Source organism: Hymenobacter bucti (assembly GCF_042681145.1).
Taxonomy (GTDB): domain Bacteria; phylum Bacteroidota; class Bacteroidia; order Cytophagales; family Hymenobacteraceae; genus Hymenobacter; species Hymenobacter bucti.
This window is the reverse complement of record NZ_JBHUFD010000005.1, coordinates 838,204-852,607: the sequence shown is the minus strand read 5'-3', so window position 1 is coordinate 852,607 and position 14,404 is coordinate 838,204. Positions and strand designations below refer to the sequence as shown.

At 62.4% G+C, this 14,404-nt stretch carries 16 protein-coding genes; 7 read left to right on the top strand and 9 right to left on the bottom strand.

The genetic code is table 11. The features are described 5' to 3' along the window. Window positions 1-11 precede the first annotated feature (11 nt). The 3 genes from ACFSDX_RS15650 to ACFSDX_RS15640 form a co-directional block, all read right to left on the bottom strand. Window positions 12-491, bottom strand: coding sequence for a hypothetical protein (locus tag ACFSDX_RS15650; protein WP_382315159.1), 480 nt, complete (start codon window positions 489-491; stop codon window positions 12-14). Between the two features lie 94 nt (window positions 492-585). Then, complete coding sequence (locus tag ACFSDX_RS15645; RefSeq protein ID WP_382315158.1) at window positions 586-990, bottom strand: hypothetical protein; 405 nt, start codon at window positions 988-990, stop codon at window positions 586-588. Window positions 991-994: 4 nt separating this feature from the next. Further along, window positions 995-1,273, bottom strand: a complete 279-nt coding sequence (locus ACFSDX_RS15640; RefSeq protein ID WP_382315156.1) for a helix-turn-helix domain-containing protein — start codon at window positions 1,271-1,273, stop codon at window positions 995-997. 27 nt (window positions 1,274-1,300) lie between these two features. Between ACFSDX_RS15640 and ACFSDX_RS15635 the strand changes: the two genes are divergently transcribed. The 3 genes from ACFSDX_RS15635 to ACFSDX_RS15625 are packed head-to-tail and all read left to right on the top strand — an operon-like array spanning window position 1,301 to window position 3,423. Then, on the top strand, window positions 1,301-1,714 hold the full coding sequence (locus ACFSDX_RS15635) for a hypothetical protein (protein WP_382315154.1): 414 nt from the start codon (window positions 1,301-1,303) through the stop codon (window positions 1,712-1,714). A gap of 12 nt (window positions 1,715-1,726) precedes the next feature. After that, window positions 1,727-3,040, top strand: coding sequence for a site-specific integrase (locus ACFSDX_RS15630; RefSeq protein ID WP_382315152.1), 1,314 nt, complete (start codon window positions 1,727-1,729; stop codon window positions 3,038-3,040). A 50-nt stretch (window positions 3,041-3,090) separates the two neighbouring features. Then, window positions 3,091-3,423 (top strand): hypothetical protein, encoded by a 333-nt coding sequence (locus tag ACFSDX_RS15625; protein WP_382315150.1) that lies wholly within the window; start codon window positions 3,091-3,093, stop codon window positions 3,421-3,423. Window positions 3,424-3,640: 217 nt separating this feature from the next. Here ACFSDX_RS15625 and ACFSDX_RS15620 read toward each other — a convergent pair whose 3' ends face one another. Together ACFSDX_RS15620 and ACFSDX_RS15615 are read right to left on the bottom strand one after the other, a co-directional pair. Further along, the gene (locus ACFSDX_RS15620) at window positions 3,641-4,156 is read right to left on the bottom strand and encodes a DUF2306 domain-containing protein (protein ID WP_382315148.1); all 516 of its coding nucleotides are present in this window, start codon (window positions 4,154-4,156) and stop codon (window positions 3,641-3,643) included. A 286-nt stretch (window positions 4,157-4,442) separates the two neighbouring features. Beyond that, window positions 4,443-4,748 carry a hypothetical protein gene (locus ACFSDX_RS15615; protein ID WP_382315146.1) on the bottom strand — a complete coding sequence of 102 codons (306 nt, stop codon included), beginning with the start codon at window positions 4,746-4,748 and terminating at the stop codon, window positions 4,443-4,445. 194 nt (window positions 4,749-4,942) lie between these two features. Here ACFSDX_RS15615 and tal point away from each other — a divergent pair, with 194 nt between their 5' ends. After that, window positions 4,943-6,094 carry a transaldolase gene (tal, locus tag ACFSDX_RS15610; RefSeq protein ID WP_382315144.1) on the top strand — a complete coding sequence of 384 codons (1,152 nt, stop codon included), beginning with the start codon at window positions 4,943-4,945 and terminating at the stop codon, window positions 6,092-6,094. Window positions 6,095-6,268: 174 nt separating this feature from the next. Here the strand turns inward: tal and ACFSDX_RS15605 are convergent, their stop codons facing one another. Both ACFSDX_RS15605 and lptB read right to left on the bottom strand, forming a co-directional pair. Beyond that, window positions 6,269-7,798, bottom strand: coding sequence for a GH3 auxin-responsive promoter family protein (locus ACFSDX_RS15605; RefSeq protein ID WP_382315142.1), 1,530 nt, complete (start codon window positions 7,796-7,798; stop codon window positions 6,269-6,271). 137 nt (window positions 7,799-7,935) lie between these two features. Next, window positions 7,936-8,673: an LPS export ABC transporter ATP-binding protein gene (gene lptB, locus ACFSDX_RS15600; RefSeq protein ID WP_382315140.1), complete on the bottom strand. Its 738-nt coding sequence runs from the start codon at window positions 8,671-8,673 to the stop codon at window positions 7,936-7,938. A 72-nt stretch (window positions 8,674-8,745) separates the two neighbouring features. Between lptB and ACFSDX_RS15595 the strand changes: the two genes are divergently transcribed. The 3 genes from ACFSDX_RS15595 to ACFSDX_RS15585 all read left to right on the top strand — a co-directional run bounded on the left by ACFSDX_RS15595 (window position 8,746) and on the right by ACFSDX_RS15585 (window position 12,765). Then, window positions 8,746-9,105 (top strand): DoxX family protein, encoded by a 360-nt coding sequence (locus ACFSDX_RS15595; protein WP_382315138.1) that lies wholly within the window; start codon window positions 8,746-8,748, stop codon window positions 9,103-9,105. Between the two features lie 84 nt (window positions 9,106-9,189). Beyond that, window positions 9,190-11,229: a vWA domain-containing protein gene (locus ACFSDX_RS15590; protein ID WP_382315136.1), complete on the top strand. Its 2,040-nt coding sequence runs from the start codon at window positions 9,190-9,192 to the stop codon at window positions 11,227-11,229. 123 nt (window positions 11,230-11,352) lie between these two features. Further along, entirely contained in the window at window positions 11,353-12,765 is a 1,413-nt protein-coding gene (locus ACFSDX_RS15585) for an APC family permease (protein WP_382315134.1), read from the top strand. Between the two features lie 86 nt (window positions 12,766-12,851). Here ACFSDX_RS15585 and ACFSDX_RS15580 read toward each other — a convergent pair whose 3' ends face one another. Together ACFSDX_RS15580 and hemB are read right to left on the bottom strand one after the other, a co-directional pair. Beyond that, entirely contained in the window at window positions 12,852-13,367 is a 516-nt protein-coding gene (locus tag ACFSDX_RS15580) for a GNAT family N-acetyltransferase (protein ID WP_382315132.1), read from the bottom strand. 2 nt (window positions 13,368-13,369) lie between these two features. Further along, window positions 13,370-14,362 carry a porphobilinogen synthase gene (hemB, locus tag ACFSDX_RS15575; RefSeq protein ID WP_382315130.1) on the bottom strand — a complete coding sequence of 331 codons (993 nt, stop codon included), beginning with the start codon at window positions 14,360-14,362 and terminating at the stop codon, window positions 13,370-13,372. Window positions 14,363-14,404: the final 42 nt, after the last annotated feature.

The window sequence follows — 14,404 nt, the reverse complement described above, 5'->3', positions numbered from 1 at the left end:
GAGGCAGCCTGTTAGGCCGCCGAGGCGGTCATAAGGGGTGCGTTGGTGGCGCTGGCCACGGGTGTCAATACCGCTTGCTCAGCCAGCAGCACTGTGCCTGTTTCTTCTACCCAAGCCAGCGCTCGGCTTAAGCGCAAGTGTGCCTGCGCCGTTATTTTATCGGCCAGCGCGTCGCGCAGAATGTCGGCTAAGTAGCAGTAATCTACCAGGCCCAACTCAGGCGTATCGCCCCAATTTGACCAAGGGCAATCACCATCTAGTATCGAGACTACCTCTTGCAACGGCGTCATCGTTACCAGCTCGACAAAGGCCTTTGGAAAGCTGAGGTGCCAAATGATTTCTTCGCCGTACTTGGCTGCTGAGCCGTTATGTTTCTCGGCCAGCTCTTCTGCTCGGTCGTCAGCTAAATCGACGCGGCGCACAAATTCATCACACAGTAAGCGAGCGCAGGAAAGAGCTGGGGTAGCGGGGGTGGCGTGTAGGGCAATCATGGGTGAAAAAGGTTGAGTGAGGGGTGAGAAATTGGGCAAAGGCGTGGCCAGGCTAGCAGAGTCAGCCGAGGTAAAATCCACAAAATCAAAGGTGTCAACTAGGCGCGTCGCCTAGGAACTCACGTACAGCTAGCTCGCTGACGCGGTAGTTCTTCTTGCCGGCGCAGGTGTAGCGTAGCTTGCCTTGGCGGATAAGCTCGCCAGCTGTGCGCTCGCTGATGTCGAGGCGCTGAGTAACTAGGCCACCGTACGGACGGGTAGGGTCTGGCTCGCCGCTCAGTCGGTAGACCACCGCGAGGGCAGCCTGCTCGACCTCAGCAGCCAGGCGGGCGCGCTGCTCATTTGCCAGTAGGACCTGCACTAAGGGCGCGTCCTGCAGCTCCAATACGCCGTTGGCCATCGTGAAGCGCAGCACTGGCAGGGCGGGCGTGGGCAGCCCTGCCACCTCGATGGCAGGGGCAGCATCGGCTGCTCGGCGGTTGAGACGCGTGGGCTGCATGCAACTAGGCGGCTTGAGGAATGGTGGCCAGCGTCTGGGCTGCCTCAATTGTACCCGAATCCTTCGCTTTAGATAGAGCTAGGCGTACGGCAGGGTGCGAAGGCTTGCCAGCTTTAAGAGCGAGGCTGACAGCCTGCTGAGTAATGCCTAATTCCTGCGCAATTTTCTTGACACCACCATGGGGTACAAGGGCTCGAATATTCTGGCCTTCTGTTTTCATGTGCTTGAATTTGCTTATCTTTGCATTAGTAATTACAAAGATACAAGTAATTTCTAAATTCACAAGAAAATTCAAGACATTACCTTGCAAATGCTACAGATTAATGAGATAGGTTCTATCAGTGAGCGTATTATGAAACTAGTAGAACACTTCTGCCAAGGTAATAAAACAGCATTTGGGCGTGCTGCTGATATTCAGTCAGGTGTTTTGGCTGGTATAGTTGGTGGTAGAGAAAGTAAGCCAGGCTTCGAGATTTTGCAAAAGCTATTGACAGCATATCCTACAGTCAATCCTACGTGGCTGCTTTTTGGACGTGGTCCTATGATTAACGATGGAGAGTCTCAGGCAGAGTTTATTGCAACAAGTAATGACAAGGTTGATGACCTTTTTTCTGTCGTGCAAAAGCAGATGGGAATATTTCTGGATTTACTCCCTTCAGACCAATCTAAAAAGCTTAAAGATGGATTAGAGAAGGGAGGGGTACCATTAACTAGGAAACCATAGTTTACTGTTCTCATGGAGCTCATCTTCCGCCAGCGCCTGGACCGCCCCGACAAGCTGGGCCGCGCGGCCATCTTTGGGGACCTTCACTGGGCCGGCGGCCACCGCTGGAAGATGCCCACGGGCGTCAAGGTGCTACCTGCCCACTGGCAGCCCACCAAAACGAAGCGCATCCATACCAGCGCCGAGAACAGCGCCCAACTCAACCTACGCCTGACGCGCCTGCTCACGGCTGTACAGGGCGTGTTCACCACTGCCGAGGGCCAAGGCAAGCCTGAGGCTAGCGTTACGCAGGCCGAGCTCGAGGCTGCCCTGGCGGCCGTGGGCGCCGGTAGTCAGCGCCGAGCCAAACAGGTGCAGGCTGAGGCCATAGCGGCGGCCGATGCCCCGATGAAGGATACCGCACCGTGGGCCGAGTTCGAAGTACGCTGGCGGGCCGAGAACGAGCACCTACTGGCCGATAGCTACCTGCGCATGTACAGGCAGGTGGTGAGCAGTCTCACGGAGTTCGACCCGAAGCTGCGGCTGGCCACGCTCACGCGCGAGCGTCTGGCGCAGTACGTGGCCTGGCTCTTTGCTGATGGAAAGCGCGAGTCGACGGTGCAGCGCCACTACATCTTCTTGCGCGAGTGCCAGCGCATGGCCGGCCGAGTAGTGCCCAAGTGGCTCGGCAAGTTCACGGTGCGTCAGGGCCGCTCGCCCGCCCTGCGCCGGGTCGAGGTGCTGGCGCTGGCCGCCGCCACCGACCTGCCCACCGACCTACTGGCCGAGCGCGATGCTTTCCTGCTCCAGCTGCTGCTGTTACTACGCGATGTGGACCTGCGCGCCCTCAAGCCGCACCACGTCAGCGCCCACGACTTGCCCGGCCACGGCCCAACGCTGTGCGTCGAGCTCTACCAGCAGAAAACCAGCGAGCCGGTGCTGGTACCGTTGCCGCCGGCGGCCGCGGCCATCTGGCAGCGCTACGGTGGCCAGCTCAACCTGCCCACCCAGCAGGAACGTAACCGCCGACTCAAGGTGCTGGGCCAGGCTGTCGGGCTGGAGCGCGAGTTCGTGGAGGTGATTTTTGCCGGTAAGAACCGCAGCGAGCAGGTGCACCCGATGTGGCAGGTGCTCACCACGCATACGGCCCGGCACAGCGGCGCCGGGCTGCTCGTGTTGGGCAGCGAAGGCGACCAGACCCTGAAAGAGATTGCCCTAGGCCACGTCTCGGCCAGCGTCTACGGCTACGATACGCTAGAGCGCTACGGCCCGCGGCTGCTTGATGCCTGGGCAGCTGCCCTCGGCTCGTTAGCGGTAGCCGAGCCGGCGCAGCTAACGAGCGCGTAAGAACTTACAAAAGCCAATAAGAGTCAACTTTCATCAAAGCAAAGAAAATCATGTTCTACCATTTCGCAGACCTGTTTTTTCAAGGCAGGTCGGTTCGCTTAATCAGGCCCGACTTTGGGCAGCCAGCTATCAATAAAGACTTGGCTGATGTAGCTCGCTTGGCAAGGCTGGAAAACAAGGACAGGGCTGTTTTTATCCTTGGCCCCTATGGCTCACATGATTCATTTAATACATTCCGTAACCAAGCTGAACATGATTTCTGGCTGAGCTTCGCTAAGGAAAATGACATCAGTCACGGCGCCTATGACTGGGTTCGGTCCTGGGCTGACCTACCAGGTGAGGAACCTGCTACCGGGGGCGAAACTGACCGGGGGCAGAAGTGAAAATTGCCCCCGCTTTTTTAGTAGAACGGTGCCGAAAGTTGCAGCTAGTTCAGTGCTTGCCCTGCCCAACTACTCAGAAACGCACTTCTGGCAGCATTTAGCCGCACCGTCCGGCAAATGCTTGAGCACGATACTGCCCACCCTGCAAACGCCCTTCGGCCTCACGCCGGAGGGCGTTTCGTTTTTAGCTCCGTTGCAAGGCGCTGAAAGCTGAAAACTAGCTAGGGGCCAGCCGGCGGCCCGGCTTTTGCGCAACGCCATATGCGGCCGCCCACGCCGCGTACTGCCGGCTTAGCAGCCACCCACCCACCGCTAGCACCACGCTGCCCGACCCCAGCGTGCTCCACCAGAAGTAGGCCGCCGGAAAAAGGCGATAGGTGCTTTCGACCACGAAAGTGGCGTACAGGCCCGTGACCGACACGCCCATGCCCAGGTAGTGCCACCGCAGCCACGCCGGAATAGCCGCCCGCCCCACGGCGGCCCCTACGCCCAGCAAAAGCGCCCCGGCGCTGCCCACGGCGCCCCAGTGCACCAGCCCAAACCGCCCAAACAGCGTGTAGATGCGAAAAGCCGTTAGCAACACCACGCCCATGCTGCCCACGTAGGCCCAGCCCAGGCGGCGGTGCGCCCTGGTGGCCTTGGGCCGATACAAAACGGCTGTGCCAGTAACCAGCGCGGCCAGCGCCGCCAGCAGGTGCAGGGTACTAACCGGCGAGAACAGCAAGAAAGCCATGCACCCTGGTACCGCCCCGGCTAGCAGCAAGTTGCCGCGGCCGGGCGGGCCCTAGGTCCCCATAAACCCGGCCCGGCCAGCAAAGTAGCCGCCACGCAGATGGATACCGCCGGGTAGCCGTTGCCGGCTAAAACAAGCGGTGGCCAACTGGCTGCGAGCCTGGTGCCGGGGCCTAGCGCCCAGTACTAAAAGGCCGGTAGCCAGCACTGATAGCTCCTAAAAAAGAGCCCGGCTTCCGCTTGGAAACCGGGCTCTTTTTAATGAAAAAAAGAAGGGCGCGGGGCACTTACATCTTGCTTTTCACTTTGCGCTTGTCCGAAGACATAGTGCTCTTCTGTTTTTTGCCCTTGGTCATGCCTTTGTCGCTGGTGGGCGTAGTGTTGTCGATAGCGTCGGGTGCTCCGGTGGCGGGCAGCCCGCGCGTGTTGTCGGTGCTATTGGGGCTGAGCGCCGGGGCAGCGCTGCTGGGCGTCAGAACTGCTGCGTTGCGGGGAGCGCCTTGGGTTGGGGTGGTTTGGGTCGGGGTGGTTTGGGCTTGCGCCACGCTGATGCTGCACAGGCTGCCAGCCAGTAGGAGGGCTAAGATTTTCATAAAATAAAGTAGGAGGTGGAAGCAATTGTACCCTAAAAGGGAGCGTAAGGTTGTGCCACAGCAGCAGTCCTGACCTTTGGCGGTAGTAACTTGGGCGCGCCTCAGCAGTTGTTTAACCGACGGGCCTTTTACCGCCACAGTAACTTCCTGAGGGCGTTGCCGTTTGCTTTTACACCAAGTTTTCTTTCTTTTGTATGAATCCTTTAGTTGACATCCGCCGCCTGGACCAGAGCCTTTGGCTCGATTTTATTAGCCGCAAAGTGCTCACCAACGGTGAGTTGAAGCGTCGAATCGACGAGGATGCGTTGCGCGGCGTCACTTCTAACCCCGCCATTTTTGAAAAGGCCATCGGCGGCTCGGCCGACTACGACGATACCATTAAGGAGCAGGCCCGGCAGGGCAAGTCGGCTGAGGACATCTACGTGGGCCTGGCCGTGGCCGATGTGCAGGCCGCCTGCGACCTGTTTCGCGAGCTCTACGACAGCCACGACAACTCCAGCGATGGCTACGTGAGCCTGGAAGTATCGCCCAAGCTCGCCAATGACACCGAAGGCACCATTGCCGAAGCGCGCCAGCTTTGGAAGGCGGTGGACCGGCCCAACGTGATGATTAAAATTCCGGCCACGCAGGCCGGGCTGCCCGCCATCCGCACAGCCATTTCGGAGGGCATCAACGTGAACGTGACGCTTATTTTCGGGCTTGACCGCTACAAGGCCGTGACCGAAGCTTTCATCGGGGGCCTCGAGGACCGCGCCAAAACCGGCCAGTCGCTCGAGCGCATCGACTCGGTGGCCAGCTTTTTCCTGAGCCGCATCGACGTGCTGATTGACCCGCAGCTAGAAAAATTCGTGACCGAAGGCGGCGAAAAAGGCCAGCTAGCCGAATCGCTGGTGGGCGAGGTAGCCATCGCCAGCGCCAAGCAGGCGTACCAGATGTACAAAGAGATTTTTAACGGCGAGCGCTGGCAGAAGCTAGCCGACAAAGGCGCCAACACGCAGCGTCTGTTGTGGGCCAGCACCGGCAACAAAAACCCGAAATACGACGACTTGAAGTACGTGGAAGGCCTCATCGGCCCGAAAACGGTGGACACGGTGCCCGTCGAAACGATGGACATCTTCAAGGAGCGCGGCAAATCGGCCGACACGCTGGAGCAGGACTTGGAGAAGGCCCAGCAAGTGCTGCGCGACCTGCCCAAAGTGGGCATTGACCTCAACGCCAGCACTCAGCAGCTCGAAGACGAAGGCGTGCAAAAATTCATCGAGCCCTTCGGTAAGCTGATTGACTCGGTAGAAAAGAAGCGCAAGCAGGCCGTTGAAGGCGCAGAAGAGCTGAAGAAGGTTTCGTAGGTTGAAGCAAAGAAAGCCCCGGTTTGCGCCAGCGCAAACCGGGGCTTTCTTATGTCCGGGTAGCAGCGAAAACTAAGCTCCTAGGGGCTTAGTGTGCCGTCTGACTACCTGGCGTATGGGCAACGCCACGAAGCCGCCCGCGATGACCAGCCAGTACTTTGCGCGGGCCCGGCATCAGGAAGCGGGTTGGGCGGCCACCGCCAGCACCGCCTCCAGCACGTCGCGGGTGTTGCTGAGGCGGGGCACCTTGCGCTGGCCACCTAGGGGGCCCTGGCGGCGCAGCCACGCCTCGAAGGTGCCAGCGGGCACTAGGTGCACGCGGGGCGGGCCCAGGGCCAGGTCACGGTGGCGCTTGGCGTCGTAGTCGGAGTTGAGTTGGCGTAGCGTGTGGTCGAGCACCTCGGCAAAGCGCCCTGGGTCGGCGGGCGGCGGGCCGGCGCACTCCACGGCCCACTCGTGGCCGCCCCGTGAGGTGGCGCCCACCCCAAAGTAGATGGGCGCGGCCGTGAAGTCGCGCACCTGCACGCCGGTAGCCCGGGCGGCCGCCGTGATGGCGGCCTCGGCGTTTTCAATCACCACCTCTTCGCCAAAGGCGTTGAGAAAGTGCTTGGTACGCCCCGTGATGCGCACCCGGTAGGGCCGCAGCGAAGTAAAGCGCACGGTGTCGCCCACCAGGTAGCGCCACAGCCCGGCGCTGGTGCTGATGACCAGCGCGTAGCTCGGGCCGATTTCGACGGCCTCCAGCGGCACGGCGCGCGGGTGGGGCTTGTCGAACTCGGCGGCGGGCAAAAACTCGTAGTAAATGCCGTGGTCGAGCAGCAGCAGCAGGTCGGGGGCGCCGGGCTCGTCTTGCAGGGCGAAGTAGCCCTCCGAGGCATTATAAATTTCGAGGTAGCGCATGCGCGCGCTCGGAATGAGCTGCTGAAACAGCTCGCGGTAGGGTCCAAACGCTACCGCGCCGTGCAAAAACAGCCCTAGGTGGGGCCACACCTCGGCAATGTGCTCGGCGCCGGCCAAGGCCACTACGCGGCGCAGCAGCACTATCATCCAGGTGGGCACACCGGCCAGCACGCGCACATCCTGGCGCAGCACGTGGCGGGCCACGCGCTCGATTTTCTCCTCCCACTCATCGAGTAGGGCCAGCGGCAGCGGCGGGGTGCGCAGGTACTCGGCCCAGCCCGGCAGGCTCTGCATGATGAGGGCCGACACGTCGCCGGCCCGCGCCGGCCCGAAGGGACTAGGGCCGTGGGTGCCGCCTAGGCTCAGGGTTTTGCCCTGCAAAAGCCGGTGCTGGGGGTAGAGGTGCGTGCTGAGGGCCAGCATGTCGCGCCCGGCGCGGTAGTGGTTGTCGTGCAGCGCTTCGCGGGTGAGGGGGATGAACTTGCTGCGGGCGTTGGTGGTGCCGCTGCTCTTGGCCTGCCACTGCGGGGCCGGGCCGGGCCACAGCACGTCGGGCTGGCCGCGCAACACTTTCTCCAGCTCAGGATACAGCTGCTCGTAGGTGCTCACGGGCACGCGGGCCGCAAACTCCTGGGCCGGCAGCCCGGCCGCGTAGCCGTAGCGGCGGCCCCAGGCCGTGCCCTGCGCCCGGCCCAGCAGGTAGCGCAGCACGGCGGCCTGCAACTCGTGCGGTTGCTGGCGCACCCGCGCCAGCCTAGGTAGGCTGGTGAGCTGGGTAGCGGCGGCAATGGCAAGGTCGAGCACGGGGTAGAAAAACTTGATTAACGCCTGTCATTGCGAGCGCAGCGAAGCAATCGCACCTGTTCGGCTCGTTGGCAACTCGTTCTGATGCGATTGCTTTGCTGCGCTCGCAATGACAGCCGCCTTTGCATACTTGTCTTCTATTCAAACACCTTGCGTTTGAACTCGAAATTCTTGCCTAGGTACACGCGGCGTACGGTTTCGTCGGCGGCCAGCTCTTCGGCGGTGCCGGCTTTGAGGAGCTTGCCCTCGAAGAGCAAGTAGGCGCGGTCCACGATTTCGAGGGTCGAGTTCACGTCGTGGTCGGTGATGAGCACGCCGATATTCTGGTTTTTGAGCTTGGCCACGATGCCCTGGATTTCTTCGGTAGCGATGGGGTCTACGCCCGCAAAGGGCTCATCGAGCAGCACAAATTTGGGGCTCACGGCCAGGGCGCGGGCTATTTCGGTGCGCCGCCGCTCGCCGCCGCTCAGCACCTTGCCCAGGTTCTTGCGCACATGGCTGAGGCTGAATTCTTCGAGCAGCTCCTCCACCTTGTCGCGTTGGGCTTTTTTGGGCATGGTGGTCATTTCGAGCACCGACAAGATATTTTCCTCCACGCTTAGGTCGCGGAACACGCTGGCTTCCTGGGCCAGGTAGCCCATTCCGCGCCGCGCCCGCTGGTAGATGGGCAGGCGGGTAATATCCTCATCATCAATATAAATGCGGCCCGAGTTGGCTTTCACCATGCCTACCATCATGTAGAAGCAGGTGGTTTTGCCAGCGCCGTTGGGGCCTAGCAGCCCCACGATTTCGCCCTGCCCCACGGAGAGCGACATGTCGTTGACGACGGTGCGGGCTTTGTATTGCTTGATGAGGTGCTCGGCGCGAAGAATCATAACGGAGGCAAAGGTAAAACGTAGGTAGGCAGCCCTGCCGGCTCTGGCCCTAACGCCGAGCGGCGGCCTATCATGCCCTCTCGCTCGTCTTGGTCGCTTTACGTGCTGGCCGCGCTCTTTGTCGGCGCGGGGGTGCTGCATTTTCTCCGGCCCGAAACTTACCTGCGCATCATGCCGCCCGCGCTGCCCGCGCCCCGGCTGCTGGTGCTGCTGAGCGGCGCGGCCGAGGTGGCGGGCGGCCTAGGGCTGCTGGTACCCGCCACCCGGCGCGCGGCCGCCTGGGGCCTGCTGGCGCTGTTGCTGGCCGTATTTCCGGCCAATATCTACATGCTGCAACTAGCCGGGCAGCTGCACCTGCCGGCCTGGGCGCTGTGGGCCCGGCTGCCGCTGCAACCGCTGCTGATGTGGTGGGTGTGGCGCGCGGGCCGCTAGGTAGGTAGCGGCGGGGCTTGTGCAATTGCGCGGCCATCGGCATCAGCAGGAATAGATGTTCACTTATTTCCCCCTGCTGCTGCCATGAAAAAAACTTTTCTCCCCTTGCCCGTTCTGGTTGGGCTGCTGGCCCTGGGTAGCCCCGCGGCGCTGGCTCAGCCGCACCAGCCCGCGCGAGTGCACCTAGGGGCCCCGGCTGCCCGCACCCGCACCCTGAGCGGCCGCGTGCAGGACGCCTACGGCCAGCCCCTGCCCGGCGTGACGGTGCTGCTGCGAGGCACCCAAACGGGCACCGCCACCGATGCCGCCGGCCGCTATACCCTGGCCGGCGTGCCCGCCAAGGGCGCCGTGCTGGTCTTCAGCTTCGTGGGCTACGTGACGCAGGAGCGCCCGGCGCCGCTCAAAACACCGGTGCTGAACGTGGTGCTGCGGGCCAGCCAGGAGGCGCTCCAGGAGGTGGTCGTCACGGGCGTTGCCCCGTCGGTGCAGCGCAGCCAGGCTTCGTATAGCGTGAGTACTGTGACAGCTGCTCCTCTGGAAGGCCGGGTAGCGGGCGTGGCCATCAGCAACACCGAACGAAAGCCCCGGCGAGCTAAACATGCGCCCGCAGCGCCGCAGCCAGCTGGCGCTGGCTACCTGGCCCCGGCGCCTGCTCTAGGCTACCCCGCCCGGCCCGAAGTAGGCGCGGGCGATACCTACGCCAAGGTGGCGGAAAACGCCTTTCGCCCGGTGGCGAAGGAGCCGCTGAGCACCTTCTCGCTCGATGTCGACAATGCCAGCTACACCAACGTGCGGCGCTTTCTCAACGAAGGCCAACTGCCCCCACGCGATGCCGTGCGGGTCGAAGAAATGCTGAATTACTTTCAGTACCAGCTGCCCGCGCCGCCCACCGCCAGCCCCGACCCGGTGCGCATCAGCGCCGAGCTCAGCGAGTGCCCCTGGGCGCCCGGTCACCAGCTGGCTCGCATCGGCATTCAGGCCAAAAAGGTAGAAACCGCGCAGCTGCCGCCCGCCAATCTCGTGTTTTTGGTCGATGTGTCGGGCTCGATGATGGGCGAGGACCGCCTGCTGCTGGTGCAGGCCGGCCTGAAGCTGTTGGTGCAGCAGCTGCGGCCCCAAGACCACGTAGCGCTGGTGGCCTACGCCGGCGCGGCCGGCCTGGTGCTGCCGCCCACCGCCGGCTCGCAGCAGAACGCGATACTCGAAGCCATCGACCGGCTCGAAGCGGGCGGCTCCACGGCGGGCGGCGCGGGCCTGCGGCTGGCCTACTCAGTAGCGCAGCAAAACTTTCTGAAAACGGGTAACAACCGCGTGATTCTGGCCACCGATGGCGACTTCAACGTGGGCGAAAGCTCAGATGAAGCGATGGAGCAACTCATAGTGCAGCAGCGCGCAACCGGCGTGTTTTTGACCGTGCTGGGCGTGGGCCGCGGCAACCTGCGCGACAGCCGCATGGAACTGCTGGCCGACAAAGGCAACGGCAATTATGCCTACCTCGACAACCTTGACGAGGCCCGCCGCACGCTGGTGGCGCAGTTTGGCGGCACGCTCTTCACGGTGGCCAAAGACGTGAAGCTACAAGTCGAGTTCAACCCCGCCCGCGTGGCCAACTACCGCCTCATCGGCTACGAAAACCGCCTGCTGGCCAACGAAGACTTCAACAACGACCGCAAAGACGCCGCCGAGCTAGGCGCCGGCCACACCGTAACGGCGCTCTACGAACTGGTGCCGGTGAACGCCGATAACCCGCTGGTGGACAAGCTAAAATACCAGGTCAACCCCGCGCACCTACCCGGCACCGGCGCCGGCGAAGTGCTCACCGTGAAGCTGCGCTACAAAGAGCCGCATGGCCTACGCAGCAAGCTGCTGGCCCAGCCGCTGGCCGGCGCGGCGATACCCATCGCCCAAGCCTCGGCCGACCAGCAATTCGCCGCCGCCGTGGCCGAGTTTGGGCTGCTGCTGCGCCAGAGCGAGCAGCGCGGCACCGCCACCTACGCCACCGCCGCCCAGCTCGCCCAGGCCGGCCGCGGCCCCGATGCCGACGGCTACCGCGCCGAGCTGCTGCGCCTGATTAAACTGGCCGAGGGCCTGACGCCGGCCGCCAAAACCGTGGGCGTGCGCTAGGGTTGGTGTACCGTGGACCCTGCGGGTCCGCGAAGGGAATAGCTTGCTCAAGGAGTAGCCTGCTCAGCAACCATTCCCCGCGCGGACCCGCAGGGTCCACGGTACACGGTACCTTCGCCGCCTATGTCCCAACCTTCTCTCCAGCGCCGCCTAGGGCTCGTGCAAGCCACCGCCCTCAACATGATTGACATGGTAGGCATCGGGCCCTTCGTGACCCTGCCGCTCATCATGGGCTTTATGGGCCCCAACTTCTTGCTGGCCTGGCTGGTGGGCGCGGCCCTGGCTTCGGTCGATGGCCTTATCTGGAGCGAGTTGGGCGCGGCCTACCCCGAGGCGGGCGGCTCGTACCGCTTCCTCAAGCTGGCTTACGGCGAGCAAAGCTGGGGGCGCTACATGTCGTTTCTCTACGTTTGGCAAACGCTCATTCAGTCGCCGCTGGTGCTGGCCTCGGGCGCCATCGGTTTCGCCCAATACTTTGGCTACCTCGTGCCGATGACCGAGTGGTGGCAGCCCAAGGTGGTGGCCGGCACGGTGGTTTTACTGCTGATAGTCTTGCTCTACCGTCGCATCGAGGACATTGGTAAGCTCGGCGTGGCGCTGTGGGTGGGCGTGCTCGGCCTCATGGGCTGGCTGATTATCGGGGGCGTCACGCACCCCAACCACCCGGTGGCCATTTTTCCGGCGGGTGGGGTGGGGGCGCTGCCGGGCCTGCTGCTGTCGGCTGCCATGGGCCAGTCGGCCGTGAAAGCCATTTACTCCTACCTAGGCTACTACAATGTGTGCCACCTAGGGGCCGAAATAGTGAACCCACAGCGCGTTATTCCGCGCAGTATTTTTCTGAGCATCCTAGGCATTGCGGCGCTCTATCTGCTGCTAAACTGGAGCGTGGGCACCGTTATTCCGTGGCAGGAGGTGCAGGCCTGGCAGGCCGGCGCCGGTGACAAGTCGCAGTTTATCGTGAGCGTGTTTGTGGAGCGGCTTTACGGGCACGGGGCCGCCACGGTAGCCACGGGGCTGGTGCTGCTGGTGGCGTTTGCGTCGCTGTTTGCAGTGCTGCTGGGCTACTCGCGCATCCCCTACGCGGCGGCGGCCGATGGCGAGTTTCTGCCCGTGTTTGCCAAGCTGCACCCCACCAAGCAGTTTCCCTACGTGTCGCTGCTGCTGCTGGGCGGCGTGGGCTTCGTGTTCAGTCTGCTGTTTCGCCTAGGGGAGGTTATTTCGGCCATCCTGGCCATGCGCATTCTGGTGCAGTTTGTGGGCCAGGCGGTAGGCCTGATTCTGTTGCGCCGCCGCCGAGGCACGGCTAATTTGCCCTTCAAAATGCCGCTCTACCCCCTGCCCGTCATTTTGGCGATAGCCGTGTGGCTGGCCGTGTTCTGGAGCATCGCGCCAGTCGAGGTGAGCTGGGGCGGCCTGCATTTCAAGCTTTACTTCCAACTCGCTGCCATTGGCATGATGGCGCTGGGCTCCGTGGCCTTTCTGCTCTGGAGCCGCCGGCTGGGGCGGTGGCCGTTTGCCAAGCCAACCACTGTATAAACTGCGCTATCCGTAAAAAAAAGCGGTCGCCTTACCACGCACAGCGTGGTAGGATGACCGCTTTTCAATTAAGCTTACGTAAGCGCTCAGGCCAACTGTTTCTCGTAGCAAAAGAACCGCAGCCCCGGCCGAAATGCCAACTGTATCTCGCCCGCAAACCGGTAGCCCAGCTTCGGAAACAGCCGCTGCGTAGCCGCATTTTCTGAGTTAGTATCGACCCGCAGCGTGCGAAGCCCCAGGGCCCGTGCCTCCTGCTCGGCTTGCGCCAGCAGGGCCTGCGCCACGCCCTTGCCGTGGGCCGCGGGCGCCACGGCCAGCCGGTGCGTCACGAGCGCGGGCTCGGCGGCGTCCCAATCGGCGTCGGCGTACTCAGCGTCTTGGTCCTGGGTCAGGGCAGCCACGCCGGCCAGCTGGTCGCCTAGGTACGTTACCCACAGGTAGTTCTGGGCAATATCTTTTTCGAAAATGGCCGCGTTCGGGTACTCCTCCGTCCATTGAAAATTGCCGCTGGCATTCATCAGCGGCACTACTTGCCGGATGAGGCGCAGAATGGCGGGCAAGTCGGCGGGCGCGGCGCGGCGAATGATTACGTTTGGTGCCATGCTTACCCGCGCCGCAGCACCTCGGCCGCGTCCTTGGCGAAGTACGTCAGAATGGCGTCGGCGCCGGCGCGCTTGATGCTCATGAGCACTTCCATCATGGTGCGCTCGCCATCGACCCAGCCGTTGAGGGCGGCGGCGCGCACCAGCGCGTACTCGCCGCTCACGTTATAGGCCGTCACGGGCAGGTTGGTGTGGTTTTTCACTTCCCGAATAATGTCTAGGTAGCTCAAAGCGGGCTTAATCATCACCATATCCGCGCCTTCGGCTTCGTCGAGCGCCAGCTCGCGCAGGGCTTCAAGGCGGTTGGCGGGGTTCATCTGGTAGCTTTTCTTGTCGCCCTTCTTGGGTGCCGAGTCCAGCGCGTCGCGGAACGGGCCATAGAATGCCGAGGCATACTTAGCGGTGTAGCTCATGATACTCACGTTGCTGAAACCATTGCTGTCTAGCACCTCACGTATCCAGGCCACGCGGCCGTCCATCATGTCGGAGGGCCCGATGATGTCGGCCCCGGCGCGGGCCTGCGCCAAGGCCATTTGGCCAAGTACCTCCAGCGAAGCGTCGTTAAGAATCTCGCCCGAGTCCACGTCTACCACGCCATCGTGCCCGTCGCTGCTGTAGGGGTCCATGGCCACGTCGGTCATGATGGCCACGTCCGGAAACTGCCGCTTGATATCAGCTACTGCCTTGAGGTAAAGCCCGTTGAGATTGGTTGATTCGCGGGCCAAACGGTCCTTCAGGCCGTCGTTGATGGCCGGGAAAGGCGCGAAAGAGTTAATCCCTAGGTCCACCGCCGCGCCGATTTCGTCGATGAGGCGGTCGGCCGAGTAGCGGTACACACCCGGCATCGACCTTACTTCCAGCCGCTGGTTTTGGCCTTCAATGAGAAAGACCGGGTAGATAAAATCGTGGGTAGTGAGGCGGGTTTCCTGCACCATGTCGCGGATTACCTGCGACTTACGGTTGCGGCGGGGCCGCTGCGTGGGGAGAATCGGCATGCTAAAAAATCTAAAAAACTAGCTCGTACTCTTTTCTCAACA